Consider the following 26314-nt stretch of genomic DNA (forward strand, 5'->3'; position numbering starts at 1 on the left):
AAAAATCTTACTGACCGGCCACCTTCTCCGACTTGCCGTCATAGCGCTTGCGCCACTCAGTCAGGATGCTGTCGCGGTTCTTCGACGCCCAGGCAAAGTCGTTCTTGATCAGACGCTGCTCGTAATCAGCCGGCAATTCGGTCTGCGGCTTGGCAATGCCTGGCTGCGCGAGCACGGCGAAGTTGTCTTTGTACAGGTCCATGGCCGCGCTGCTGGCAGAGAAGTCAGCGAGCTTTTTAGCGGCGTCCGCATGGGCGGTGCCCTTCATCACCGCCGTGGCTTCGATGTCCCAACCCAGGCCTTCCTTCGGCAGGATGATGTCCAGCGGCGCGCCCTGGCGTTTGAGCTGCACGGCCGGGTATTCGAAGGAAATACCAATCGGGAACTCACCCGAAGCCGCCAGCTTGCACGGCTTGGAACCGGAGTGAACGTATTGGCCGATGTTCTGGTGCAGGTCGTCCATGTACTGCCAGCCCTGCTTCTCGCCGAAGGTCTGCAACCAGGCGCTGACGTCCAGGAAACCGGTGCCGGAAGACGCCGGGTTCGGCATCACGATCTTGCCCTTGTACTCAGGCTTGGTCAGGTCTTGCCAGCTCACCGGCTTGGTCAGGCCTTGTTTCTCGGCTTCGACGGTGTTGAAGCAGATGGTTGCCGCCCAGACGTCCATGCCCACCCAGGCCGGTGGGTTGGCCGGGTCGCGGTAGTTCTTGCCGATCTTGTCCAGGTCCTTTGGCGCGTAGTTGTCCAGCATGCCCTGCTGGTCGAGGATCGCCAGGCTCGACGCAGCCAGGCCCCACACCACGTCGGCTTGCGGGCGGTCTTTCTCGGCCAGCAGCTTGGCAGTGATGATGCCGGTGGAGTCGCGTACCCACTTGATCTCGACGTCAGGGTTGGCCTTTTCGAACGCCTGCTTGTAGGTCTTCAACTGCTCGGCTTCGAGGGCCGTGTACACGGTGAGCTCGGTCTTGGCGAAGGCATTCAGGCTGAATGCAGTGAGTACGGCAGCGACCAGCGCCAGGGGCTTGAACATGGAACACCTCCTATCGAGATTATTGGCCGGGCGCGGTCTGGCGCCAGGCTTGGGAGCGACGCAGTGCGCCACGTGAAGCCCACGCCAGCAGCAGCGAGACGCCGGCCGACGTGAACAGGATCAGGGTCGACATGGCCGCCGCACCGCCCACGTTGCCGGCATCGTCCATGTTCAACACGGCGACGGCGGCGAGGATGGTGTCGGGGCTGTAGAGGAAGATCGCGGCCGACACAGTGGTCATGGCCGATACAAACAGGTAGCGCACGATGTCCAGCAACGCCGGCAGGCAGATCGGCACGGTCACACGCAGGTAATGGCGGTACAGCGGCGCCTTGAGGGACAGCGCGGCGGCTTCGAACTCGGCGTCCAGTTGGCGCAGGGCCGTGGTGGCGGTCATCTGCGCAGTGGTCAAATAGTGCGCAATGGTGCACACCACCAGCAGGGTCATGGTCCCGTAGAACACATGCAGCGGGTTGCCGTTGAGGTTGAAAAAGAACACGTAGCCCAGGCCCAGCACCAGGCCCGGCACGGCCATCGGCACGAAGCTGAGCATGCGCAGCGCCAGGTTGAGGCCTTTCTGGCCCTTGGTCTTTTCCATCAGGTAAGCGCCGGTGAAGATCAGCACGCTGCCGATCAACGCCGTGCACAGCGCCAGGGTCAGGCTGTTGCGATAGGCCAGCCAGCCGCCGCCCGCGGTGTCTTCAAACTGGTAGTGGTTGAGCGACAACGACAGGTTGTACGGCCAGAACTTCACCAGCGAGGAATACACCGCCATGCCGAACACCAGCAGCAACACGGCGCAGATCAGCAGCACGATGGCCAGGTAGCAACCGTCGCGCAGCCGCGAGGGCGCCGGCTGGAACACCTGGGCACGGCCGCTCATCGAGTCGCCATGACGGCGGCGCAGCCAGGCGTCCACACTAAAGCTGAACAGCGCCGGCAACAGCAACACCATGCCGATCAGTGCACCACGCCCGAACTGTTGCTGACCGACCACCGCCTTGTAGGCTTCCAGCGCCAGCACCTGATAATCCCCGCCGACGACAACGGGCACGCCAAAATCGGTGATGGTCAGGGTGAACACCAGGCAGAACGCAGCGAACACCGCCTGGCGCGTGGCCGGCCAAGTGATGCTGCGAAACGCCCGCGCCGGGCTGGCGCCCATGCTGGAGGCGGCGTCGAACAGGCGCGCGTCCGCCAGGGACAGCGCCGACAGCAGAATCATCAGTGCGTGGGGGAAGGTGTAGATCACCTCACCCAGCACAATGCCCCAGAAACCGTAGATATTGTCCGATAGCAAGCCGCGCAACATGCCCTGGTTACCGAACAGGTAGACCAGCGCAATGCCCGGCAACATCGACGGCGCCATCAGTGGCAGCAGCGACATGCCACGCCAGATCGCCTTGCCGGGAATCAGCGTGCGTTGCAGGGCGTAGGCAAACAGGTAGGCCAACGGTACGACAATGGCCGCCACGCTGAGGGAGACCTTCAGGCTATTGCCCAGCAGCCAGTGGAAGTTGTCGCTGGTCACCAGTTCCCGCGCCGCGACCAGGCCACCGCCCTGCCCGGCTTCGCTGCTGAAGCCGCGCCAGAAGATCGCCAGCAAGGGCAGCAAGACTGCGACGCCCAGCAACACCAGCCACAGCAGTTTGCCGCCGACGACGAAAATACGGTCACCGGTTTCGGCACGGGACACCTGCCGTGGCTGCGTCATGACAGTGGCCATCTCAGGCAAACACCTGCAGGCTGCGCGGCGGCAAGGCCACCCAGATATCCTGGGCACCCAGGCGCGGCATGGCTTCCGGCGCCAGCTCGGCCAGCAATGGGTGGCCGGGCAACTGCTCGAGCTCAAAGCTCATGCGGCAACGATTGCCGAGGAAGGTGATCTCGCGGACCTTGGCCGGGAACAGGTTCTCTTCATGCACCGGCGGGTTGACGCTGATCGCTTCCGGGCGGCAGAACAGGCGACCGGACTTGGCCACGCCGGCGTCGTCGGCCAAGCGCATGTTCATCCCACCCACCTGGGCATGGCTGGCACTGTTGCGGCTGAACGGCAGCCAGTTGCCCTGGCCAACAAACTCCGCCACGAACGGCGTGGCCGGGCGGTCGTAAATCTCCTGGGGCGTGGCGTATTGCTCGACCTTGCCGTTGTTCATCACGGCGATGCGGTCGGCCATCAGCATGGCCTCGTCCTGGTTGTGGGTGACCATCAACGTGGTGATGCCCAGGCGGCGCTGCAGTTGGCGCAGTTCGGTACACAAATGCTCGCGGACGCGGGCGTCGAGGGCCGACATCGGTTCATCCAGCAACAACAACGAAGGGGCCGGCGCCAACGCGCGGGCCAGGGCTACGCGTTGCTGCTGGCCGCCAGAGAGTTGGCCGGGGTATTTCTTTTCACTGCCGACCAGGCCAACCAGTTCGAGCATCTGCCCGACGCGCTTGCGCACTTCATCGCGACCGCTGCCGGTGAGGCCGTAACCGATGTTGGCTTCGACGGTGAGGTTGGGAAACAGCGCGTAGGACTGGAACAAAATGCCGTAGTCCCGCGCCTGGGGTGGCAGCAGGGATACGTCACGGTTGCCCAGGCGCAGCTCTCCGCTGTCCTGGCGCTCCAGGCCGGCGATGCAGCGCAGCAAGGTGGTCTTGCCACAGCCGGACGGGCCCAGCAGGCACACCAGCTCGCCCGCAGCGACGTCCAGGGAAACGTTGTCCAGGGCGGTGAAGGCGCCGAAACGCTTCTGGATACCGCGCACCGTCATCGGCGCGCCGGGGTGGGTCAGGGCTGTGTTCATGGTGGCACCTCATCAAACGGATGAAGGCCATGCTAGGAGGGCAATGCGTCCCTGATGTGGCAGGAAGGCAAAATGGGGCGATAGTGGTATTGGTAGATTTGGGTTGTCTGGGCGGACGTCATCGCCGGCAAGCCGGCTCCTACCGTTGGAATACGTACACCTTTAGGAGCCGGCTTGCCGGCGATGACGTATTCAGATTGGCGACATTTCCTGCGCCAACCCCAGAAACGCCGCCGGCAACCGTGCGCCTTTGCGCTCCTTGAGGCAGTACAGATACTCCGGAATCTGCGGCGCATTCTCGATGGTCAGCACCCGCAACTGCGGGTCATGGGGCACTTCCTGGCGCGCAATGATGCTGATGCCGATATTGCGCAACACCGCCTCGCGGATCGACTCGCGGCTGCCGATCTCCAGCAGCGGCCCATAACTCACACCGGCGCCCTGCAACATTTCCTCGGTCAACCGCCGCGTGGTGGAGCCGGCTTCGCGCATCAACAAGGTGTGACCGGCCAACGCATTGAGCGGCACATGGTCGAGCTTGGCCAGTGGGTGGTTGCGATGCACCGCCAGCACCAGCGGGTCGGTGCCGAGCACGCGGCGGATCAGACGCGGGTCTTCGAGTAACTGTGACGAGGCGGCGACGTCGACGCGGTAATCATCCAGCGCTTCGAGGACCTGTTGGGAGTTGCCGATTTCCACCGACACCTCCACGTGGGGCAGGCGTTCGCGGAAGGCTTTGACCAGGTCGAGGATGTAATACGGCGCCGTCGCGGCAATCCGCAATGCGCCCTGGACCTGGCCGGTGTTGCGCAGGAAAAACTCGATATCCGCTTCCTGCTGCAACAGCGTCTTGACCATCGGCAGCAAGCGCGCGCCGTCGTCACTGACGGTGAGGCGACGCCCGCCGCGATAGAACAGCTCAACGCCGTAATGGCTTTCCAGGTTGCGGATCTGGGTGGTGACCGTGGGTTGGCTCAAGCCGAGTTTTTTCGCCGCCTGGGTGATGCTGCCCAGGCGGGCGACCATGAAAAAAGCCTTCAGCTCGGCACTCAGCACACCACCCTCTCATCGTTTATTTGCGCAACAGGCGCAGGCCATTGAACACCACCAGCAGGCTGACGCCCATGTCGGCGAACACCGCCATCCACATGGTCGCCATGCCCAGGAAGGTGACGGCCAAGAAGATCGCCTTGATCACCAGCGCCAGGGCGATGTTTTGCTTGAGGATACTCGACGTTTGCCGCGAGAGCCGAATGAAAGCCGGAATCTTGCGCAAATCATCGTCCATCAACGCCACGTCGGCGGTCTCGATGGCGGTATCGGTGCCTGCTGCGGCCATGGCGAAGCCAATCTCGGCGCGCGCCAGGGCCGGGGCGTCGTTGATGCCGTCGCCGACCATGCCCACGCGGTGGCCTTGGCCGTAGAGGGTTTCAATAGCGTGCAGTTTGTCGGTGGGCAACAGGTCGCCCTGGGCCTGATCGATGCCGACCTGGGCGCCAATTGCCTGGGCAGTGTGGGTATTGTCGCCGGTGAGCATCAGGGTCTTGATGCCCAACGCATGCAGCTGCTGGATGGCTTCTCGGCTACTGTCTTTCACGGTGTCAGCCACGGCAAACAGCGCCAGCGGGCCGGACTTGTCGAGCAGCAACACCACGGACTTGCCTTGTTTCTCCAGGGCGAAGAGTTTTTCTTCCAGCGCCGGCGAACACAGGCCGAGGTCTTCCACCAGGCGGTGGTTGCCCAGGTGATAGGTCTGGCCATTGATATCGCCGCGCACACCACGCCCGGCCAGGGCTTCGAAGTTATCCACAACGTGCGTCGGCAGGTTTTTATCCACAGCCGCGTTGGCGATGGCCAGGGACACCGGGTGGTCGGACCGCCCGGCCAAACTGGCGGCCAGGGCCGGCGCGCTGTCCTCGACGTTGGGGAACAGTGGCAAGTAGTCGGTTTGCACCGGCTTGCCGTGGGTGATGGTGCCGGTCTTGTCGAGGGCCAGGTAGTCGAGCTTGTAACCGCCCTCCAGGTACACGCCGCCCTTGATCAGGATGCCTTTGCGCGCCGCTGCCGCCAGGCCGCTGACGATGGTTACCGGGGTGGAAATCACCAGCGCACAAGGGCACGCGACCACCAGCAGCACAAGGGCGCGGTAGATCCAGTCAAACCAGGCGCCAGCCATGAACAGCGGCGGGATCACTGCCACGCCCAGGGCAAACAGGAACACGGCCGGGGTGTAGACCTTGGAGAAGCTGTCGACAAAGCGCTGGGTCGGCGCCCGGGCGCCTTGGGCCTGCTCCACGGCGTGGATGATGCGCGCCAGGGTGGAATTGTTGGCCGCAGCCGTCACCTTGTATTCCAGGGAGCCGGCCTGGTTGATGGTGCCGGCGAAGACTTTATCGCCCACGGTCTTTTCAATCGGCAGGCTTTCGCCGGTGATCGGCGCCTGGTCGATGGTGGACTGGCCGGCGGTAACTTCACCGTCCAGTCCAATGCGTTCGCCGGGTTTTACCCTCACGATCGCGCCAATTTCAATACTTTTTACGTCCTGTTCAACCCACGAACCGTCCGCCTGCCGAACCGTGGCCTGCTCGGGTGTCATCTGCATCAAGCCGCTGATGGCGTTGCGTGCACGGTCCAGGGATTTGGCTTCGATCAGCTCGGCCACGGTAAACAGGAACATCACCATGGCGGCTTCTGGCCATTGGCCAATCAGCACGGCGCCGGTGACGGCGATGCTCATCAAGGCATTGATGTTCAGGTTGAGGTTTTTCAGGGCGATCCAGCCCTTTTTGTAGGTGGTGAGGCCGCCGCTGAGGATCGACACCAGCGCCACCACAGCAATCACCCATGTCGGCGCGGCGTTGGTGAAGTGCAGCACTTCGGCGCCCAACGCGCCGACGCCAGACACCGCCAACGGCCACCAGTGTTTCTTGGCAGGCGGCTCGGCGGCGGGAGTGCCTTCTTCGATGGGGTCGGCTTGCATGCCGAGGGATTTGATCGCGTCGATGATCGGCGCAGTATTCGGCAGGTCATGGGTGACACCGAGAATGCGATTGATCAGGTTGAATTCCAGCTGCTGCACACCGGCGAGCTTGCCCAGTTTGTTCTGGATCAGCGTTTGCTCGGTGGGGCAATCCATGGCTTCGATGCGGAAGGTGCTCAGGCGCGAGCCGGCGGTGGGGGCTTCGCTCAGCTGCACCACCGCAGGGGCTGGCGTGCCGGAACAGCAGGAACCACCGTGGCCGTGGTTATGCACAGGCGTGAGTTTCTTCGGGGCATGATCGTGATCGTGATCATGGTCATGACCGTGGTCGTGCTTGTGTGGGGTGTGGAGGGAATCGCTCATTCTGTCGCGTCCGTAAAGGTGCCTGTTGCCAAGTAAAGACCCTGTAGCCACTATAGGGTCAAGCACCCATTTGGAGATTGCTGCGATGAAGATCGGCGAACTGGCCAAACTGACCGACTGTCAGGTGGAAACCATCCGGTATTACGAGAAAGAAGGCCTGCTGCCACCCCCGGCCCGCACGGACGCCAACTACCGCGTGTACACCCAGGCACACACCGAGCGGCTGATCTTTATCCGCAATTGCCGCAGCCTCGACATGACCCTGGAAGAAATCCGCAGCCTGCTGGGCCTGCGCGACAGCCCCCAGGACCAGTGCGAAAGCGTGAATGCGTTGATTGACGAGCATATCCATCACGTGAAAGCGCGGATTGATGGGCTGTTGGCGTTGCAGGAACAGTTGCTGGACCTGCGCCAGCGTTGCGGCGGTGGGGAGCAGTGCGGGATTTTGCAGCGGCTGGAAGTCAGCGGAAGCGTGCAGGCCAGTGAGGCTGAGCCTTCACATGTGGGCAGAAGCCATGGCCATTAGCCTTGGGTGAAAACCCAATCAAACTGTGGGAGCTGGCTTGCCTGCGATAGCGGTACATCAGGCACCTATCAGGTGCTGACACTCCGCGATCGCAGCGGTGCGACGACTCGACAAGCCAGCTCCCACAGTTTTGATCGAGGCGGGCTTCAGATCGCGACGTCGGCCTTGATGCTCGGGTCGGCGTCGTAGCCCACGATTTCGAAGTCTTCGAACTTGTAGTCGTAGATCGACGCAGGCTTACGCTTGATCACCAGCTCCGGCAGCTTCTTCGGCGTACGCGCCAGTTGGGTGCGGATCTGTTCCATGTGGTTGCTGTAGGCGTGGGTGTCGCCGGTGGTGACGATGATCTCGTGGGGGATCAGGTCGCACTGCTGGGCCAGCATGTGGGTAAGCAATGCCAGGGCGGCGGTGTTGTATGGCAGGCCGAGGAAGACGTCGGAGCTGCGGATATACAACTGCATCGACAGGTGACCGTCGTGCACAAACGCCTGGTACAGCAGGTGGCACGGCGGCAGGGCTTGCTTGCCGTCGAGTGCGTTTTGCTGCGGGCTCTTGGTTTCGTCGGGCAGGTACTCGACGTTCCAGCCGTGGAACAGGATGCGCCGGCTGTTGGGGTTGTTCTTCAACGTGTCGACCATGTAGTCGATCTGGTTGATCGTGCCGCCGTCCTTGGTCGGCCAGGCGGTCCACTGCTCGCCGTACACCGGGCCGAGGTCGCCGTCTTCGGTGGCCCATTCGTCCCAGATACGCACGCCGTTTTCGTTGAGCCACTTGATGTTGGTGTTGCCACTCAACATCCAGATCAATTCGTTGGCGATGCTTTTGAAGTGAAGCTTCTTGGTGGTCAGCAGCGGGAAGCCGTCGGCCAAGTTATGCCGATACTGACGGGCAAACACGGCCTTGGTGCCGGTGCCAGTGCGATCGCCCTTGGTCAATCCATTGGTCACGACGTCGTTCAGTAGTTCGAGATATTGCTTCATATGTGTACCTGTATCAAAGAAGCCGGGGCTCGCAAGCCCCGGCATTCGAATTTAAAGCGCGGCGTTCTTCAACGGCTGCGGGCGATTGTACGCCCACCACAGCAGGCCCAGGCCGCCCAGGATCATCGGCAGGCTGAGGATCTGACCCATGGTCACCCAACCCCACGCCAGGTAGCCCAGCTGTGCATCCGGCACGCGGACGAACTCGACGATGAAGCGGAAGATGCCGTAGAACAGCGCGAACATGCCGGACACGGCCATGGTCGGGCGCGGCTTGCGCGAGAAGATATAGAGGATAAGGAACAGCGCCACGCCTTCCAACGCGAATTGGTAAAGCTGCGACGGGTGGCGCGGCAGTTGCGCCGGGTCGCTGAACGGCGGGAACACCATCGCCCACGGCACGTCGCTTGGCTTGCCCCACAACTCGGCGTTGATGAAGTTACCGATACGCCCGGCGCCCAGGCCGATCGGCACGAACGGCGCGACGAAGTCCATCAACTGGAAGAATGACTTGCCGTTGCGACGGCCGAACCACCAGGCGGCGATCATCACGCCGATAAACCCACCATGGAACGCCATGCCGCCCTTCCACACCTCGAAGATCAGCGTCGGGTTGGCAATGTAGGCCGACAAATCGTAAAACAGCACATACCCCAGGCGTCCGCCGACGATCACCCCCATCGACATCCAGAACACCATGTCGGAGAGTTTCTCCTTGGTCCAGGTCGGGTCGAAGCGGTTCAGGCGCCGGGAGGCCAGCACCCAGGCACCACCGATGCCGATCAGGTACATCAACCCGTACCAGTGGATTTTCAGCGGACCGATGGCCAAGGCCACCGGGTCGATCTGCGGGTAAGGCAGCATTGCGACTCCTCGTTAAATCATTAGTCATGACGCACCGGACCATGCCGGTGTGCGATTAAGCCTGCGTTACAGCCGCTATTTCAAATTAAGAAGTTCACACGCACCGAATCGCTTGGCATGTTAACGGATGGAAGGCACGCGACCCAACTGGATACGATGGATCGCCTCTGCCCGAGTGGGTAGAGTGGCAAGAAACACAAAAGGGATCGCCTGATGTGCCTGATTGTTTTCGCCTGGCGGCCGGGCCACTCCCAGCCGCTGATCGTCGCGGCCAACCGTGATGAGTTCTACGCCCGCCCCAGCCTGCCCCTGGCCCAGTGGCCGGATGCGCCCGAGGTCTACGCCGGCCGTGACCAGGAAGCGGGTGGCACCTGGCTTGGAGTGAACACCGATGGGCGCTTTGCTGCCCTGACCAATATCCGTAACCCGCACCAGCCGCCGGCACGCAAGTCCCGGGGGGAGCTGGTGGCGCGCTTTCTCAGCGGTTCGTTGCCCATTGATGAGTATTTGGCCGACGTTAACGGACGTTCGATTGAATATGCCGGGTTTAACCTGCTGGTGGGCACGCGGGAGGAGCTGTGGCATTACAACGCCAATGACACCGAGCCCACGCGGTTGAAGGCCGGGGTTTATGGGCTGTCGAATGCCGGGCTGGATACGCCGTGGCCCAAGTTGCTCAAGGCCAAGGCGGCGTTGAATGCCGTGCTGGATGATCCGCAGCCCGAGGCCCTGTTGGGGATTCTGAGTGATCCACAGACCGCCCCCTTTGCCGAGCTGCCGGATACCGGGGTGGGGTTGGCGACGGAAAGTCTGTTGTCGAGCGTGTTTATTGCCAGCCCCAGTTATGGGACGCGGGCCAGTACGGCGTTGATTGTGAATGCCGACGGGACGCGGCGGATGGTGGAGCACAGTTTCGGGCCGCATGGCGGGCGGCTTGGCGAGGTAGAACTGCATATTTGACGGCGCTTGGACCGGCCTCATCGCAGGCAAGCCAGCTCCCACAGTTGGAATGCATTTCAACTGTGGGAGCTGGCTTGCCTGCGATGGCCGCGCCTCGGTCTAGAGGGTTTTCGCAGAGGCCGGGTTGATCATGCGCGTCAGCCCCAGGTTCTTCAGCGCCAACTGCAGCGAGCTGTGGATAACTTGCGGGTTGTCGATGGTCATCAACTCCGCCAGCAACTCCTTGGCCATGCCCAGTTCAACCTGGCGCAGCATCCACTTCACCTTCGGCAAGTTGGTGGCGTTCATCGACAGGCTGTCAAAGCCCATCGCCATCAACAGCACCGCGGCCGCCGGGTCACCGGCCATTTCACCGCAGATACTCACTGGCTTGCCTTCGGCATGGGCGTCGCGCACCACATGTTGCAGGGCTTGCAGCACCGCCGGGTGCAGGTAGTCGTAGAGGTCGGCCACCCGTGGGTTGTTGCGGTCCACGGCCAGCAGGTATTGGGTCAGGTCGTTGGAGCCTACCGAGAGGAAGTCCACCTGCCGCGCCAGCTCTTTAGCCTGGTACACCGCTGCCGGGATTTCGATCATCACGCCAATCGGCGGCATCGGTACGTCGGCGCCTTCGTCGCGCACTTCGCCCCAGGCGCGGTGGATCAGGTGCAGCGCCTCTTCCAGCTCATGGGTGCCGGAGATCATCGGCAGCAGGATGCGCAGGTTGTTCAGGCCTTCGCTGGCCTTGAGCATGGCGCGGGTCTGTACGAGGAAAATTTCAGGGTGGTCGAGGGTGACGCGAATGCCGCGCCAGCCGAGGAAGGGGTTGTCTTCCTTGATCGGGAAATACGACAGTGACTTGTCGCCGCCGATGTCCAGGCTGCGCATGGTCACCGGCAACGGATGGAAGGCGGACAGTTGCTCGCGATAGATCGCCAGCTGCTCCTTCTCACTCGGGAAACGCTGGTTGATCATGAACGGCACTTCGGTGCGGTACAGGCCCACCCCTTCGGCGCCGCGCTGTTGCGCGCGGGCCACATCGGCCAGCAGGCCGGTGTTGACCAGCAGCGGCACGCGGTGGCCGTCGAGGGTCACGCACGGCAGTTCGCGCAAGGAATCCAGGCCCAGGGCCAGTTGTTTCTCTTCCTCAACCACTTCGCCGTATTGCTTGCGCAGCACGTCGCTGGGGTTGGTGAACACCTCGCCGCGATGGCCATCGACGATCATGTCGATGCCGTCGACCTTGGCATACGGCAGGTCGACCAGGCCCATCACCGTCGGGATGCCCATGGCACGCGCCAGGATGGCAACGTGGGAGTTACCCGAACCGAGTACCGACACCAGGCCTACCAGCTTGCCCTCAGGCACTTCGCCGAGCTGGGTGGCCGTCAGTTCTTCACTGACCAGAATGGTGTTGTCAGGGAACACCATGTTGGTGCTCCGGTCTTCCTGCAGGTAGGCCAGCAGGCGGCGACCCAGGTCGCGCACGTCCGAAGCCCGCTCGCGCAGGTAGTCGTCGTCCATCATTTCAAAGCGGTTGACGTGATCGGTGACCACCTGGCGCAGCGCACCCTGGGCCCACTGGCCGGTCTTGATCACAGTCTTGACTTCATTACCCAGGGACGCGTCGTCGAGCATCATCTGGTACACGTCGAACAGCGCGCGTTCTTCGGGGCGCAGCTGGGTGGCCAGCTTGTTCGACAGGTTGCGCATGTCGGCGCGCACGCCTTCCAGGGCCGTCTTGAACAGTTTGATTTCGGCGTCGATGTCGGTGACGGTTTTGTCCGGCACCACATCCAGGTCTGCCGGCGGCAACATGACCACCGCCGTACCGACCGCAGCGCCCGGCGAGCCCGGTACGCCAACAAACTTGGCTTCCTGGATGCCCTTGCCTTCACGGCCCAGGCCCCGAATCGAGCCGGTGGCTTCGGCGTGGGCGATTACCCCGGCCAATTGCGCGCTCATGGTCACGAGGAAGGCTTCTTCACCTTCGTCGAACTGACGGCGTTCTTTTTGCTGGATGACCAACACGCCGACGACGCGGCGGTGGTGAATGATCGGTGCGCCGAGGAACGAGGCGTAGCGCTCTTCGCCGGTTTCGGCAAAGTAGCGGTAACGCGGGTGATCGGCCGCGTTTTCAAGGTTCAGGGGTTCTTCACGCGTCCCCACCAGGCCCACCAGACCTTCATTGGGCGCCATGCTGACCTTGCCGATGGAGCGCTTGTTCAAGCCCTCGGTGGCCATCAGCACAAAACGGTTGGTCTCGGGGTCCAGCAGGTAAACCGAGCAGACCTGGCTGCCCATGGCTTCCTTGACGCGCAACACAATAATCCCCAACGCCGCCTTGAGATCCTTGGCGGAGTTAACTTCCTGGACGATCTTGCGCAGCGTATTGAGCATGGCTCGGGGTCGAACTCCGTCGTCAGTCGCGCGCTAAAAGGCGCGGGGCAAGCTCTTTGAGAGCGCGACGATAAACTTCGCGCTTGAATGTCACCACCTGGCCCAACGGGTACCAATAGCTGACCCAGCGCCAGCCATCGAACTCCGGTTTACCGGTCAAATCCATCCGCACCCGCTGCTCGTTGGAGATCAGGCGCAGGAGAAACCATTTCTGCTTCTGGCCGATGCACAGCGGTTGGCTGTGGGTACGCACCAGGCGTTGCGGCAAACGATAGCGCAACCAGCCTCGGGTGCAGGCCAGAATTTGCACATCTTCGCGCTCCAGGCCGACTTCTTCATTCAACTCACGGTACAAGGCGTCTTCAGGGGTTTCGTCGGGGTTGATTCCGCCTTGAGGAAACTGCCAGGCATCTTGGTTGATTCGGCGAGCCCATAGCACCTGTCCGGCATCATTCGTAAGAATAATCCCGACATTAGGACGGAAACCATCGGGGTCGATCACGGCAACAACCTCGCAAACGCATGTCGCCGCATTGTTCCACAAAGGTTGATCAAGCGGCAACGAGGCTTCTTACCTTATGTGCACTCTTGTGAAAAGACCGTATTCTGGACGCCTTTTTACAGACTTTTCAGCGAGTAACTGCAATGCGCCTGGCTTTATTCGACTTGGACAACACCCTCCTCGGCGGTGACAGCGATCACGCCTGGGGCGATTACCTGTGTGAACGCGGGATTCTCGACCCGGTGGCCTACAAGGCCCGCAACGACGAGTTCTATCAGGATTACCTGGCCGGCAAGCTGGACAATGCCGCCTACCTGAACTTCAGCCTGGAAATCCTCGGTCGCACCGAGATGGCCCAACTTGATGAGTGGCACAACGACTTCATGCGCGACTGCATCGATGCGCTGATGCTGCCCCTGGCCGCAGAGCTGCTGGCCAAGCACCGCGCCGCCGGTGACAAGCTGGTGATCATCACCGCCACCAACCGTTTCGTCACGGCGCCGATTGCCGCACGCCTGGGCGTGGACACCCTGATCGCCACCGAGTGCGAGATGGAAAACGGCCGCTACACCGGGCGCAGCACCGACGTGCCGTGCTTCCGCGAAGGCAAGGTGACACGCCTGAACCGTTGGCTGGAAGAGACCGGGTACAGCCTGGAAGACAGCTACTTCTATAGCGATTCGATGAATGACCTGCCGTTGCTGGAGCAAGTGACACATGCAGTGGCGGTGGATCCGGATCCGAATCTGCGCGCCGAGGCTGAAAAACGTGGGTGGCCGGTGATTACCCTGCGTAGCTGAGGGCGCCATCGCCGGCAAGAAGCCGGCTCCTACAAGAGCTTGCGTAAACCTGTAGGAGCCGGCTTGCCGGCGATGAAGCCACCTCGGTCCCACGCCCTACATCGGCTTGGCCACCATCAGATAGAAAATCCCCACAAACGCCAAAAACGCCGGCCACCCCAGGCCAAACCACCAGCGCATGTAGGTCGCCGCCTTGATCGGCATCGCCGTGCCATCACGCAGCGCCTGCTCCGCCATTTTGTGTACGCGAATCTGCAGCCACACCACCGGCAGCCAGCAGATACCGGCCAGTACATAGAGGCCGAACGTCCACTGCAACCAGCTCTGCTGCACCGACCAGCCCGCCAGGTGCATCAGGCCGATCCCGCTCAATGGCTGGAACACCGCCGTGGTGGCGGTAAAGGCCCAGTCGGCGAACACCAGGTGCTTGAAGGTCACGGCGATCACCTCGACCTTGCCGGTGCGCCAGGCACGCAACGCGTAGTAGGCCGAGCCGGCACCCAAGCCGAACAGGATGGTGGAGGACAGGATGTGCAGGGTTTTCAGCAGCAGGTAGGCGCTCATCGACGGGGTTCAGTCCAAAACAGCCATAAAGTGGCCACCATCAACACCAGGTTCTTGGCGACGGCGGCGTAGGGGTCAAACCAGTAGTGAGGCAGGATCAGGCTGATGAACACGGTGTATCCCGCCATCAGCGCCAACTGCAAGATCAAGGTCTGGCGCCGCCAGCGCTTGATCATCAGCCCCAGGCCCAGCAGGGCATCGCACAGTGAGCCACCGATCACGGCCAATGCCGCCCAGGCGCCGTGTACACCGGCCTCGGCCATGATGCGCAGACCCCAGTCGTATCCCGGGCCGAGACACACCGCAGCGGTGCCCAACCAGATCAGCGCCATCACCGCCAGCATCAGCGGGCGGATCGTGCGCTGGCTGCTCACGACGGCTGTGGGCCAGTCCTGCAGGCGCGCTGGCAGCGGCGCGGCGGTGTAGCCGCAGACCGAGGCCAGCACGTCGGGGTCGGCCACGTTGTCTCGTTGCGCCAGGGCAATGCTTTGCCGATTCAACGCACGCCAGCCCAATCGATCCCCCAGCCAGCCGCCCAGCCCCAACAGAGGTACCTGCACGTATCGGCCGGGCCCCCAGCCCTGGGCGGCGCGCAGATGGTCAATGACGTTAGACAGGCGCATCGGCTGCGGCCCCACCAACGGCAACACCAAGGATTCGGTGGGCCAGCGGCGCATCAAGGTCAGCACCGCTCCGACCACATCATCTATATGCACGGGTTGCAGTTGGGCCTTGAGGTCCAGCAAGGGAATCAACGGCCAAGGCGACAGCCCGACCAGCCAGGCGCTGCTGGTTCCGCCCTCGCCTATTACCAATGAAGGCCGCAGCACTACCGAGTTCAGGTTAAGGCCAAGTAGATAATCGTCAGCGGCGCCTTTGCTGGCCAGAAACGGCAGGTCCGATTGAGCGGAGGCTCCCAAGGCCGAAACCTGCAGCACCCGGACACCCCGCTGAGCCGCCAGATCAAACAGCGCACGAGCGCCCTGATCCTGTACACGGCTTAACTGGGCCGCATCCACGCTCAACAAGCCCGCCGCATTGATCAATAAATCGACAGCATCAGGGAATATGAAGTGCTCGGGATCGGCCGCCAACAGACTCAGGTCCAGCGACCGCCACTCCACCCCAGGCGCGCTCGGCTGCCTGGGTTCGCGACAGGTGGCAATCACGCGGTGCCCGGCTTGCTGCAAGGCACGCAACAGATGGCGGCCCACAAACCCTGTGGCACCGACCAGAAGAACGTTCATGAAGATCCTTTTCGATCAGACCGGCTTGGCACCCATCAGCCCGGCAATCGCCACAAACCCCACCAGGCTGACCACCGCCAGCACCAAGGTGAAGTTCAGGCTACCGCCCTCGCCCTTGCGCAGGCGGTTGAGCCGCGCCACCAGCCAGAACCAGGCCAGCGCCGCCACGGTATAGAGGATGCTGGAGCCCAGGATCCAGGTCTGCCCCAACGGCCAGCCGATCAGGTGCGCCAGCCACCAGCCGGTAAACGGCATGCTGACCACGCACACCCCCATCAACAGCCACACGAACGCCCATGGGCGCTGCACGGTCGCCGCCGGGCCCGCGCTGCGTTTGCGCCAGGCCAGCAGCGCCAGGCCGAGGCCACTGAGCAGCAGCAACGCCGTGGCCGCGATGTGAATAACTTTCAGGGTGGTCAGGGTTTCCATGTGTCGTCTTCCTTATAGGCCGCCCCAATCAGCGTAGTCGCTCAACCGAGGAACAGTGTGTAGGCCGGGTTATCGCTTTCATCCCAGTACGGGTAGCCGATGGCCTCCAGGGCTGCCGGTACCAGGTGACGCTCGTCCGCCGGCACTTGCAGGCCGGCGACCACACGGCCGTCGGCTGCGCCGTGGTTGCGATAGTGGAACATCGAGATGTTCCAGCGCCCGCCCAATTTGTTAAGAAAGTTGAACAAGGCGCCCGGACGCTCGGGGAATTCGAAGCGCAACACCACTTCATCGCTGACTTTAGCCGCGTGCCCGCCGACCATATGGCGGATGTGCAACTTGGCCAGTTCGTTTTCGGTCAGGTCCAGCACCGGGAAACCCTGGCTTGTCAGGCTAGCGATCAGCGCGCTGCGCGGGTCGTTTTCCGGGTGGGTCTGCACACCAACAAAGATGTGCGCCTCACTGCCGGAGTGGTAGCGGTAGTTGAATTCGGTGATCTGGCGCTTGCCCACGGCTTCGCAGAACGCCTTGAAGCTGCCCGGCTTCTCGGGAATGGTCACGGCGATGATGGCTTCGCGGCCCTCACCCAGCTCGGCACGCTCGGCCACGTGGCGCAGGCGGTCGAAATTGACGTTGGCCCCCGAGTCGATGGCCACCAGGGTCTGCCCGGTCACGCCACGGGTCTCGACGTACTTCTTGATCCCGGCCACGCCCAGCGCGCCCGCAGGCTCGGTGATGGAGCGGGTGTCGTCGTAGATGTCCTTGATCGCCGCACAGATTTCATCGGTGCTCACGGTGATCACTTCATCCACATAGTCCTTGCAGATGTCGAAGGTGTGCTGGCCGATCTGCGCCACCGCCACGCCGTCGGCGAAAATACCGACGGTGGGCAATACCACGCGCTCACCCGCTGCCATCGCGGCTTGCAGGCAGTTGGAGTCGTCGGGCTCGACGCCGATGATCTTGATGTCCGGGCGCAGGTATTTCACGTACGCCGCAATACCGGCGATCAGCCCGCCGCCGCCCACCGGTACGAAGATCGCGTCCAGCGGCCCCGGGTGCTGGCGCAGGATCTCCATTGCCACGGTGCCCTGCCCGGCAATGGTGTGCGGATCATCGTAGGGGTGAATGTAGACGTAGCCTTTTTCGTCGACCAGTTTCAGCGAGTAGGCCAGGGCTTCCGGAAAGGAATCGCCATGCAGCACCACTTTGCCGCCACGGGAGCGCACGCCTTCGACCTTGATTTCCGGGGTGGTCTTGGGCATCACGATGGTGGCTTTGACCCCCAGCACCTTGGCCGCCAGGGCCAGGCCTTGGGCATGGTTGCCCGCCGAGGCTGTGACCACACCGCGCGCACGCTCTTCGCTGCTCAGTTGGGTCAGCTTGTTGTAGGCGCCGCGAATCTTGAACGAGAACACCGGCTGCAAGTCTTCGCGCTTGAGCCAGACCGTGTTGCCCAGCCGCTCGGAGAGCTGGCGGGCGGTCTGCAACGGGGTTTCTACGGCAACGTCGTAGACGCGCGAGGTGAGGATCTTTTTGACGTACTGTTCAAGCATCGGCGGGCTTCTACTTTCACGGTTTGGCAGGGCCAAGGAGTCTAACCCGGCTTTTGGCCGGGCGACCACACGAATCCCGAGGTTTTGTTGGGTTATACTCGCCGCCCTCGATAACTCCCCGCCCGTTCCGGAGCCCGCATGACCCAGGATCAACTCAAACAGGCAGTGGCCCAGGCCGCCGTCGATTTAATCCTTCCTAAACTCGACGACAAGAGCATCGTCGGTGTCGGCACCGGCTCCACCGCCAACTGCTTCATCGATGCACTGGCCCAGCACAAGGGCGCGTTCGACGGCGCCGTGGCCAGCTCCGAAGCCACCGCCGCACGCCTCAAGGGCCACGGCATTCCGGTGTATGAGCTCAACACCGTGAGCGACCTGGAGTTCTACGTCGACGGCGCCGATGAAAGCGACGCGCACCTGAACCTGATCAAAGGCGGCGGCGCAGCCCTGACCCGCGAGAAGATCGTGGCGGCCGTGGCCAAGACCTTCATCTGCATCGCCGACGCCAGCAAGCTGGTGCCGGTACTCGGCGCGTTCCCGCTGCCGGTAGAAGTGATCCCAATGGCCCGCAGCCACGTGGCCCGCGAGCTGGTGAAACTGGGCGGCGACCCGGTGTACCGCGAAGGCGTGGTGACCGATAACGGCAACATCATCCTCGACGTGTTCAATATGCAGATCACCAACCCGGTGGAGCTGGAGACCCAGATCAACGCGATCGTGGGCGTGGTGACCAATGGTTTGTTCGCGGCGCGTCCTGCTGACGTGTTGCTGCTGGGGACTTCCGAAGGCGTGAAAACCCTCAAGGCCTAAGCAAATACGCTGTGCTTTATGTGGGAGCTGGCTTGCCTGCGATAGCATCACCCCGGTGCTACTGAAAGACCGAGGTGCCTGCATCGCAGGCAAGCCAGCTCCCACAGTTGGCCGGCGGCGTTTCAGGGGTTGGGTTTCTTGAAGACGTAGAACAGGTTCGGCTCACTGGTCAGGTACAGCGTGCCATCGTCGCCCATCGCGATCCCTTCCGCCTGCGGCACGCGCTTTTTGAGGCCGTGGCGCCCGGCGAGCAAAGACAGGCTGCTCAACGGGCGACCGTCAATATCCAACTCCAGCACCAGGAACGACTCATCCGACAGCGCCAGCAAGTGGCCGCTGCGCTCGTCGTATTGCAGGCTCGACAGGTCCCGTACAAACAGCCCCGCGTCCCGCTTGGGGTTGTTGATCACGTGGACCGAGTAGGTTTTTTCCGGTTTGAAATGGGGAAAACCGTGCACCTCGTAGATCAGCATCGGGTCACGCTCCTTGGCCACGAACAGACGCTTGCCCAGTGAGTCATACGCCAGGCCTTCAAAGCCTTTGTTGCCACCAATATGCACACCCAGGGTCATCTGCTCCGCATCGGCGGCATCGAGAAACTGCGTGTCGTTGTCCACATGCACCTTGATCAGCCGTTGCTGGCGCTCATCGCTGATCACATAGATGTTGTCGCTGATGAACTCCACTGCCTCGGCATCGCCAAAGCCCACCAACGGAATACGCCGCAGGATTTTGCCTTCCAGGGACAGCTCGATCAGCTCGGGCTTTTTGTTGGTGACAGTAAACAGGCTTTTGCGGACCGGGTCGTAGGTGAGCGCCGAAACGTCTTTATCCAGACCCTCGATCACCCGGGCTTCGACCGTGACGCGGTAATCCGCCAGGCCAATGGAGCGCTCGTTCGCAGGCTGGCGCCAGGCTTGCCAGTTGAACCACGCACGCTCGAACAAGCGAAAGTGCTGCGCAACGACCCCGGCGCCGATCAAAGCGACCAGCGCAAGCATAAAGAAGATGGGTTTGGGGCGGGCAAATCGACGCATCGGACAGGCTCAAAGTCAAAAGTGGCGAAGAAATATCACGCCGGTCTGAATTTAAACTTAAACGCTGCCGAGTGCCTGGTGAATGCCGCTAATAGAGACTTATCCGACGTATTCGTCGGATTACTTCTGCCTTTCGAAGCGGTAGAACAAGTTGGGCTCGCTGACCATGTACAGAGTGCCGTCTTCATCCATGGTCACGCCTTCGGCGCGGGGTATGGTGTTCTTCAGGCCGTTGAAACCGCCAAGCAAGGTCATGAAGCTGACTTGCTCGCCCTTTTCATCCAGCTCCAGCAGCAGGTGGGAGTCGGCCGATAGCACCAGTAAATGGCCGGTGCGCGGGTCGACAGCCAGCGCGGAGAGGTTGCGCATGTCCAGCTCAGTGCTGGCGACTTTTTGCTTATCGCCGGTCAGCGTGCTGCCATCGCTTTTCCAGGTGAACAGCGCGGGTGGGCGTTCTTCGCCGAGCACGATGTGTTGGTTTCGCTTGTCCCAGGTGACACCTTCAAAGGCTTTGTTCTGATCCTTGGAAGGGCCGAGGTCGTAGCTTTTGAAGTCAGCGATGTTCAGTTGTTGGGTGCTGGCGTCGACCTTGACCACCGTTAGGGTGTGCATGCGTTCATCGACGATGGCCATTTGGCCGTTTTCCATCACCGTGACGCCTTCCGGGTTGTTCCAGCCGTTGAGCGGCATCTTGCGCAACACATCGCCTTGCAGGCTCAGCTCAACGAGGAAAGGGTTCTTGCCCATGACGGAAAACAGGGTTTTGGTCTGCGGGTTATAGGACACATCCGAGGCCTCATCCTTCTCCATGCCGGGCAGCAACTTGCCGTCGATGACCGCGTGGTAATCCGGCAACCACACACTTTCCTGACGCTCCGCCTGGGTTTCGAAGCGCTCCATCACCCACAACACGCCGCGATCATCCCAATGCATTGCCCACGACACGCCATAGACGATCGCCCCCGCCAGGAACAGCCAGGAATACCAACGCAGGGCAAAACGGGAACGGGGCTTGGGTGTGGCGGAAGGCAGAGGCACGGCCATTGAGCGCTTTTCCAGAAAGTCAGCTTTAGGTGATAGCACAGGATCAACGGGCCCGCGTGCTGAAGGCTGAGGATTATCCGGATGGCGTGTGAAAAAAATGCAAAGAGCAATGCTTGGGGATGAACACAAACCCCTGTGGGAGCTGGCTTGCCTGCGATGCGGACGACTTGGTGTGTCAGTTACACCGAGGCGATGCTATCGCCGGCAAGCCGGCTCCTACAAAGGGGGAAGGGTTCAGCGAACGTGGCTTTCGAAGCGGCTGACGCCTGGCAGCTCCAGCACCAGCTCGTCGCCGACATTCAGCGGGCCCACGCCCACCGGGGTACCGGTGAGGATCACGTCGCCGGCCTGCAGCGAGAAGCAACCGGCCATGTACTGGATCATCGGGATGATCGGGTTGAGCATGATCGCGCTGTTGCCGTCCTGGCGAACTTCACCGTTGATGGTCAGGCGAATGCCGATATCGGTCACGTCCGGGAAAGTGCTGCCCACCACGAATGGTGCAATCACTGCCGCGCCGTCAAACGACTTGGCGATTTCCCACGGCAGGCCCTTGGCTTTCAGCTCGGCCTGCTTGTCGCGCAGGGTCAGGTCCAGGGCCGGGGCGAAGCCGGAGATGGCGTCCAGCACTTCTTCACGGCTCGGCTTGGTCGACAAGGGCTTGCCGATCAGTACCGCGATTTCCGCCTCGTAGTGCACCGAACCGCGCTCGGTCGGGATGGCGAAGCCACCTTCCAACGCGACCACACAGCTGCCGGGCTTGATGAACAGCAGCGGCTCGGTCGGTACCGGGTTGTCCAGTTCCTTGGCATGTTCGGCGTAGTTACGCCCGATGCACACCACTTTGCCCAGGGGAAAGTGGATGTTGGTGCCGTCGACATACTTGTGCTGGTAGCTCATGGAACGACTCCTTCAGGGGCGATTAAACAGCGAAGATCTTGCCAGGGTTCATGATCCCGTTCGGGTCGAACACGGCTTTCACGGCTTTCATGTACTCGATTTCCACCGGCGAACGGCTGTAGGTCAGGTAATCGCGCTTGGTCATGCCCACACCGTGTTCGGCGGAGATCGAACCGTTGTACTTCTCGACGGTTTCAAACACCCACTTGTTCACAGTGGCGCACTTGGCGAAGAACTCGTCCTTGCTCAGGTTTTCCGGCTTGAGGATGTTCAGGTGCAGGTTGCCGTCGCCGATGTGGCCGAACCAGACGATTTCGAAGTCTGGGTAGTGTTCGCCGACGATTGCGTCGATTTCCTGCAAGAACGCCGGGACTTTGGAGACCGTGACCGAAATATCGTTCTTGTACGGGGTCCAGTGGGAAATGGTCTCGGAGATGTACTCGCGCAGCTTCCACAGGTTGTGCAGCTGGGTTTCGCTCTGGCTCATCACGCCGTCCAGCACCCAGCCCTGCTCCACGCAGTGCTCGAAGGTTTCCAGCGCGTGGTTGGCGACTTCTTCGGTAGTGGCTTCAAATTCCAGCAACGCGTAGAACGGGCATTCGGTCTCGAACGGCGCCGGTACGTCACCACGGCCGAGGACCTTGGCCAGGGCCTTATCGGAGAAGAATTCGAAAGCGGTCAGGTCCAACTTGCTCTGGAACGCGTGCAATACCGGCATGATCGAGTCGAAGTCGGTGGTACCCAGCACCATGGCGGTGAGATTCTTCGGTGCCCGGTCCAGGCGCATGGTGGCTTCCACCACAAAGCCCAGGGTGCCTTCGGCGCCGATGAACAGCTGGCGCATGTCATAGCCGGTGGCGTTCTTGATCAGGTCGCGGTTCAGTTCCAGCACATCACCCTTGCCGGTGACGACCTTCATGCCAGCCACCCAGTTACGGGTCATGCCGTAGCGAATAACCTTGATTCCGCCGGCATTGGTGCCGATGTTGCCGCCAATCTGGCTCGAACCGGACGACGCGAAGTCCACCGGGTAGTACAGGCCTTTTTCTTCGGCGACGTTCTGCAACTGCTTGGTGACCACGCCCGGCTGGCACACGGCGGTGCGGTCGGTGAGGTTCACGTCGAGAATCTGGTTCATGTAGTCGAACGACACCACCACCTCGCCATTGGCCGCCACGGCAGCCGCCGACAGGCCGGTACGTCCACCGGATGGCACCAGCGCCACCTTGTGTTCATTGGCCCAACGGACGATGGCCTGCACCTGCTCGATAGTCTTGGGGAAGACGATGGCCGTGGGTGCGGGGGCGAAATGCTTGGTCCAATCCTTGCCGTAAGCCTCCAGGGAGTCTGCATCGGTCAGCACTTTGCCAGGCTCAACCAGGGTCTTTAGCTCATCAATCAGGGCAGGATGGGTCATCGACAGAACTCTCGAACAATTCATGGTCATCCTGAGAACGCTTCACGTCGCAGGAATGAGTGTTTAGCGGGGCGCGTATGCTAGCATACCGCCCCCGCAGGACAGAGCCCAAGGGCGTTTCTGCGGTGACGGCTTTCCTGCCGTCCGGGTCAGCTTAAGCGATCCGATTCCCTGCCATTTTTCTCCGGGATACAGGTTTACGCAGATGAGCAAGACTTCTCTCGATAAGAGCAAGATCAAGTTCCTTCTTCTGGAAGGCGTCCACCCATCGGCTGTCGACGTTCTGAAAGCCGCCGGGTACACCAGCATTGAGTACATCACCAGTTCTCTGCCGGAAGCCCAGTTAAAGGAAAAGATCGCCGACGCGCACTTTATCGGCATTCGCTCCCGCACTCAGCTGACCGAAGAGATCTTCGATCACGCCAAGAAACTCGTGGCGGTTGGCTGTTTCTGCATCGGCACCAACCAGGTCGACCTCAACGCAGCGCGCGAGCGCGGCATCGCGGTGTTCAACGCACCGTACTCCAACACCCGTTCCGTTGCGGAGCTGGTGCTGGCCGAGGCCATCCTGCTGCTGCGCGGCATCCCTGAGAAGAACGCTTCCTGCCACCGTGGCGGCTGGATCAAGAGCGCGGCCAACTCCTTCGAAATCCGTGGCAAGAAGCTGGGTATCGTCGGTTACGGCTCGATCGGTACTCAACTGTCGGTCCTGGCTGAGGGCCTGGGCATGCAGGTGTTCTTCTACGACACCCTGACCAAGCTGCCATTGGGCAACGCTACTCAAGTGGCCAGCCTGACCGAGCTGCTAGGCATGTCCGACATCGTCACCCTGCACGTTCCGGAAACCGCTGAGACCCAGTGGATGATCGGCGAGAAGGAAATCCGCGCCATCAAGAAAGGCGGCATCCTGATCAACGCAGCACGCGGCACCGTGGTCGAGCTGGACGCCCTGGCCGACGCGATCAAGGACAAGCACCTGATCGGCGCCGCCATCGACGTGTTCCCGGTGGAGCCACGCTCCAACGACGACATCTTCGAAAGCCCGCTGCGTGGCCTGGACAACGTGATCCTGACCCCGCATATCGGCGGTTCCACCGCTGAAGCCCAGGCCAACATCGGCCTGGAAGTGTCGGAGAAGCTGGTCAAGTACAGCGACAACGGTACCTCGGTATCGTCCGTGAACTTCCCGGAAGTGGCCCTGCCGGCTCACCCTGGCAAGCACCGCCTGCTGCACATCCACCAGAACATCCCTGGCGTGATGATGGAGATCAACAAGGTCTTCGCGGAAAACGGCATCAACATCTCCGGTCAGTTCCTGCAGACCAACGAGAAGGTCGGCTACGTGGTGATCGACGTCGACGCCGAGTACTCGGACCTGGCGCAAGAGAAGCTGCAGCACATCAACGGCACGATTCGTAGCCGCGTGTTGTTCTAAGGTTTCAACGCCGCATAAAAAAGGGAGCCCCGAGGGGCTCCCTTTTTTTCATCTGAACAAATCTTACTTTACGTTAACCGTGATCACTTTGGACGCTACAGTCGGGTTGAACTGCATGTGCAGTTTGTCGCCCGCCACCAGTTGCAAGGTGTGCTTGCCTGGGGTGAGGGTCAGTTCGGTTTCAGTCTGGGCCTTGCCGTAGTGGATCACGGTGTCAGTGGCCGGGATCGGCACGCTGGCGTCAGGCAGTTCTTTCTGGTCGACCAACAGGTGGTGGTGGCCGGTGCCTGGGGTCTGGTCAGTGGCCGGAGCCAGTTTCAGACCTTCCATGCCGAATTTGACGGTGAAGGTCTTGTCGACGGTGGCGCCGTCTTTTGGCGAAACGATAAACACCTTGGCGCCTTCAGGTGGAGCACTGCGCGGGATACCGTCGGCGGCGGTGGCCAACATTGAAGCACCCAGCAGCAGGCTGGCAATCGTTGCACGGGACAAAAGGGCTTTCATTCGCTTCTCCAGTTTTTCCAGGAAATCTGTTGGGTTATGACAACTTCGCGGCAAATTGCTGTCCAAGGCACTCAACACACCATAGCAAAGCGATGCTGAACGGCGCCTCGCACAGATGAATACTTTAGGAGTGACCATGCGCCTTTCGCCTGGCCTTGTACTTTTGCTTTCCTTCCTGAGCCCTCTGGCTCATGCCGAGTTGATCGACGATGTGTTCGATCGCGGCGAACTGCGTATCGCCCTCGAAGCCAACACCCCGCCCTTTAACTTCAAGGACGGCGACAAACTCACCGGCTTTGAAGTGGAGCTGGGCGAACAACTGGCCAAGGAAATGGACGTGCGCCCCTCATTCATCACCACCGACGACAGCGACCTGCTACCCGGCGTGGAAACCGGCAAGTACGACGTGGCCATCAACCATATCGCTATGACTGCCGAGCTGCGGGATCGGTTCGATTTCAGTGAGGCTTATAAGGAAACACCTGAACTGGCGATTCCATTCCATAAAGGCAACCCGGCGTTCAAAAATAGCCTGGACAAGGCGCTGCAGCACATCAAGGCCGATGGCCGCCTGAAGGCGCTGACGCAGAAGTGGTTTGAAAACGAGCCCGTCGCCAAAGCCCAATAACCCTCTGTAGGAGCCGGCTTGCCGGCGATGGCGGCCTCAGGTTGTTCGCAAACCTTAAGGGCCTCATCGCCGGCAAGCCGGCTCCTACAGGTTGTTGAGTGCCTGGGCGGCCTGGGGGAGCTCCAGCTCGCTGAAGACGTGCACGCCATGGCGCTTGAGCAGCGCCGCCGTCACACCCTCACCGCTCACCTTCACACCCGAGAACGTGCCGTCATAGGTCAGCAGGTTGCCGCACGACGGGCTATTGGCCTTGAGAATGGCGATACGGATATTGTGTTGCTGCACCAACGCCAGGGCCTGGCGGGCGCCGTCGAGAAACGCCTCGCTGAAATCCTCGCCGTCGGCGGTCAGCACCCGAGCACGGCCTTCCCATACGTCCACCCCCTGCCCGCCCGGAATTTCAGCCGCAGGCCTGGGGGTGGGCAATCCGCCGGACACTTCCGGACAGATCGCGACCACCCGCCCCTCGGCCTGCCATGCGGCCAACTGATCGAACGGCCCGCTGCCGGCGCCGTCGTAGCGCACCTTGTGCCCGAGCAGGCAGCGGCTGACGAGGATCTTTTCCAT

The 26314-nt window shown here is 61.6% G+C and carries 25 protein-coding genes; 6 read left to right on the forward strand and 19 right to left on the reverse strand.

Annotated features, from left to right (window positions below):
• Window positions 1–7 precede the first annotated feature (7 nt).
• The 5 genes from AC07OV_RS23580 to AC07OV_RS23600 form a co-directional block, all read right to left on the reverse strand.
• Window positions 8–1030 (reverse strand): putative 2-aminoethylphosphonate ABC transporter substrate-binding protein, encoded by a 1023-nt coding sequence (locus tag AC07OV_RS23580; RefSeq protein WP_495093093.1) that lies wholly within the window; start codon window positions 1028–1030, stop codon window positions 8–10.
• A 19-nt stretch (window positions 1031–1049) separates the two neighbouring features.
• Window positions 1050–2756: a putative 2-aminoethylphosphonate ABC transporter permease subunit gene (locus tag AC07OV_RS23585; RefSeq protein ID WP_494996251.1), complete on the reverse strand. Its 1707-nt coding sequence runs from the start codon at window positions 2754–2756 to the stop codon at window positions 1050–1052.
• 1 nt (window position 2757) lies between these two features.
• Window positions 2758–3822, reverse strand: coding sequence for a putative 2-aminoethylphosphonate ABC transporter ATP-binding protein (locus AC07OV_RS23590; protein WP_495093094.1), 1065 nt, complete (start codon window positions 3820–3822; stop codon window positions 2758–2760).
• Window positions 3823–4014: 192 nt separating this feature from the next.
• On the reverse strand, window positions 4015–4878 hold the full coding sequence (locus AC07OV_RS23595; RefSeq protein ID WP_494996253.1) for a LysR family transcriptional regulator: 864 nt from the start codon (window positions 4876–4878) through the stop codon (window positions 4015–4017).
• Between the two features lie 16 nt (window positions 4879–4894).
• Window positions 4895–7165 (reverse strand): heavy metal translocating P-type ATPase, encoded by a 2271-nt coding sequence (locus tag AC07OV_RS23600; RefSeq protein WP_495093095.1) that lies wholly within the window; start codon window positions 7163–7165, stop codon window positions 4895–4897.
• An 85-nt stretch (window positions 7166–7250) separates the two neighbouring features.
• Here AC07OV_RS23600 and cadR point away from each other — a divergent pair, with 85 nt between their 5' ends.
• Window positions 7251–7691, forward strand: coding sequence for a Cd(II)/Pb(II)-responsive transcriptional regulator (gene cadR / locus AC07OV_RS23605; RefSeq protein WP_176996805.1), 441 nt, complete (start codon window positions 7251–7253; stop codon window positions 7689–7691).
• 146 nt (window positions 7692–7837) lie between these two features.
• Here cadR and AC07OV_RS23610 read toward each other — a convergent pair whose 3' ends face one another.
• Together AC07OV_RS23610 and lgt are read right to left on the reverse strand one after the other, a co-directional pair.
• Complete coding sequence (locus AC07OV_RS23610; protein WP_176996808.1) at window positions 7838–8671, reverse strand: thymidylate synthase; 834 nt, start codon at window positions 8669–8671, stop codon at window positions 7838–7840.
• A gap of 51 nt (window positions 8672–8722) precedes the next feature.
• A complete protein-coding gene (lgt, locus tag AC07OV_RS23615; RefSeq protein ID WP_176996809.1) occupies window positions 8723–9535 on the reverse strand; it encodes a prolipoprotein diacylglyceryl transferase in 813 nt (270 codons plus the stop codon).
• A 213-nt stretch (window positions 9536–9748) separates the two neighbouring features.
• On the opposite strand from lgt, the gene AC07OV_RS23620 reads away from it, so the two are divergent.
• Entirely contained in the window at window positions 9749–10495 is a 747-nt protein-coding gene (locus AC07OV_RS23620; protein ID WP_495093096.1) for an NRDE family protein, read from the forward strand.
• 99 nt (window positions 10496–10594) lie between these two features.
• Here the strand turns inward: AC07OV_RS23620 and ptsP are convergent, their stop codons facing one another.
• Both ptsP and AC07OV_RS23630 read right to left on the reverse strand, forming a co-directional pair.
• Complete coding sequence (gene ptsP / locus AC07OV_RS23625) at window positions 10595–12874, reverse strand: phosphoenolpyruvate--protein phosphotransferase (protein WP_494996255.1); 2280 nt, start codon at window positions 12872–12874, stop codon at window positions 10595–10597.
• A gap of 22 nt (window positions 12875–12896) precedes the next feature.
• Window positions 12897–13376, reverse strand: coding sequence for an RNA pyrophosphohydrolase (locus AC07OV_RS23630; RefSeq protein WP_003176750.1), 480 nt, complete (start codon window positions 13374–13376; stop codon window positions 12897–12899).
• A gap of 143 nt (window positions 13377–13519) precedes the next feature.
• Between AC07OV_RS23630 and AC07OV_RS23635 the strand changes: the two genes are divergently transcribed.
• On the forward strand, window positions 13520–14176 hold the full coding sequence (locus AC07OV_RS23635; protein ID WP_178919990.1) for a histidinol-phosphatase: 657 nt from the start codon (window positions 13520–13522) through the stop codon (window positions 14174–14176).
• Window positions 14177–14272: 96 nt separating this feature from the next.
• On the opposite strand, the gene AC07OV_RS23640 is transcribed toward AC07OV_RS23635, so the two are convergent.
• The 4 genes from AC07OV_RS23640 to ilvA are packed head-to-tail and all read right to left on the reverse strand — an operon-like array spanning window position 14273 to window position 18002.
• Window positions 14273–14740, reverse strand: coding sequence for a DUF2269 family protein (locus AC07OV_RS23640; RefSeq protein ID WP_494996257.1), 468 nt, complete (start codon window positions 14738–14740; stop codon window positions 14273–14275).
• A complete protein-coding gene (locus tag AC07OV_RS23645) occupies window positions 14737–15987 on the reverse strand; it encodes an SDR family oxidoreductase (RefSeq protein WP_495093097.1) in 1251 nt (416 codons plus the stop codon). Before AC07OV_RS23645 ends, AC07OV_RS23640 begins: the two co-directional genes overlap by 4 nt.
• Window positions 15988–16002: 15 nt before the next feature.
• Window positions 16003–16416, reverse strand: a complete 414-nt coding sequence (locus tag AC07OV_RS23650) for a DUF2269 family protein (protein WP_494996259.1) — start codon at window positions 16414–16416, stop codon at window positions 16003–16005.
• Between the two features lie 41 nt (window positions 16417–16457).
• Complete coding sequence (ilvA, locus tag AC07OV_RS23655; protein ID WP_256732832.1) at window positions 16458–18002, reverse strand: threonine ammonia-lyase, biosynthetic; 1545 nt, start codon at window positions 18000–18002, stop codon at window positions 16458–16460.
• A gap of 108 nt (window positions 18003–18110) precedes the next feature.
• On the opposite strand from ilvA, the gene rpiA reads away from it, so the two are divergent.
• Window positions 18111–18782 carry a ribose-5-phosphate isomerase RpiA gene (gene rpiA, locus AC07OV_RS23660; RefSeq protein WP_494996260.1) on the forward strand — a complete coding sequence of 224 codons (672 nt, stop codon included), beginning with the start codon at window positions 18111–18113 and terminating at the stop codon, window positions 18780–18782.
• A 122-nt stretch (window positions 18783–18904) separates the two neighbouring features.
• Here rpiA and AC07OV_RS23665 read toward each other — a convergent pair whose 3' ends face one another.
• The 4 genes from AC07OV_RS23665 to AC07OV_RS23680 form a co-directional block, all read right to left on the reverse strand.
• A complete protein-coding gene (locus tag AC07OV_RS23665; protein ID WP_495093098.1) occupies window positions 18905–19819 on the reverse strand; it encodes an SdiA-regulated domain-containing protein in 915 nt (304 codons plus the stop codon).
• A 120-nt stretch (window positions 19820–19939) separates the two neighbouring features.
• Window positions 19940–20863 (reverse strand): SdiA-regulated domain-containing protein, encoded by a 924-nt coding sequence (locus AC07OV_RS23670; RefSeq protein WP_495093099.1) that lies wholly within the window; start codon window positions 20861–20863, stop codon window positions 19940–19942.
• Window positions 20864–21097: 234 nt separating this feature from the next.
• Window positions 21098–21763, reverse strand: coding sequence for a fumarylacetoacetate hydrolase family protein (locus tag AC07OV_RS23675; RefSeq protein WP_176996819.1), 666 nt, complete (start codon window positions 21761–21763; stop codon window positions 21098–21100).
• A gap of 22 nt (window positions 21764–21785) precedes the next feature.
• Window positions 21786–23180 carry an FAD-binding oxidoreductase gene (locus AC07OV_RS23680; protein ID WP_176996820.1) on the reverse strand — a complete coding sequence of 465 codons (1395 nt, stop codon included), beginning with the start codon at window positions 23178–23180 and terminating at the stop codon, window positions 21786–21788.
• Window positions 23181–23385: 205 nt separating this feature from the next.
• Here AC07OV_RS23680 and serA point away from each other — a divergent pair, with 205 nt between their 5' ends.
• Window positions 23386–24615 carry a phosphoglycerate dehydrogenase gene (serA, locus tag AC07OV_RS23685; RefSeq protein ID WP_003195214.1) on the forward strand — a complete coding sequence of 410 codons (1230 nt, stop codon included), beginning with the start codon at window positions 23386–23388 and terminating at the stop codon, window positions 24613–24615.
• Between the two features lie 63 nt (window positions 24616–24678).
• Here serA and AC07OV_RS23690 read toward each other — a convergent pair whose 3' ends face one another.
• Window positions 24679–25119, reverse strand: coding sequence for a DUF4399 domain-containing protein (locus tag AC07OV_RS23690; protein ID WP_176996821.1), 441 nt, complete (start codon window positions 25117–25119; stop codon window positions 24679–24681).
• Between the two features lie 136 nt (window positions 25120–25255).
• On the opposite strand from AC07OV_RS23690, the gene AC07OV_RS23695 reads away from it, so the two are divergent.
• The gene (locus AC07OV_RS23695; protein WP_494996263.1) at window positions 25256–25747 is read left to right on the forward strand and encodes a transporter substrate-binding domain-containing protein; all 492 of its coding nucleotides are present in this window, start codon (window positions 25256–25258) and stop codon (window positions 25745–25747) included.
• A gap of 84 nt (window positions 25748–25831) precedes the next feature.
• Here the strand turns inward: AC07OV_RS23695 and AC07OV_RS23700 are convergent, their stop codons facing one another.
• Window positions 25832–26314, reverse strand: coding sequence for a 2-thiouracil desulfurase family protein (locus AC07OV_RS23700; RefSeq protein ID WP_176996823.1), 483 nt, complete (start codon window positions 26312–26314; stop codon window positions 25832–25834).

This window comes from Pseudomonas sp. GW821-FHT09A09, from assembly GCF_059418405.1.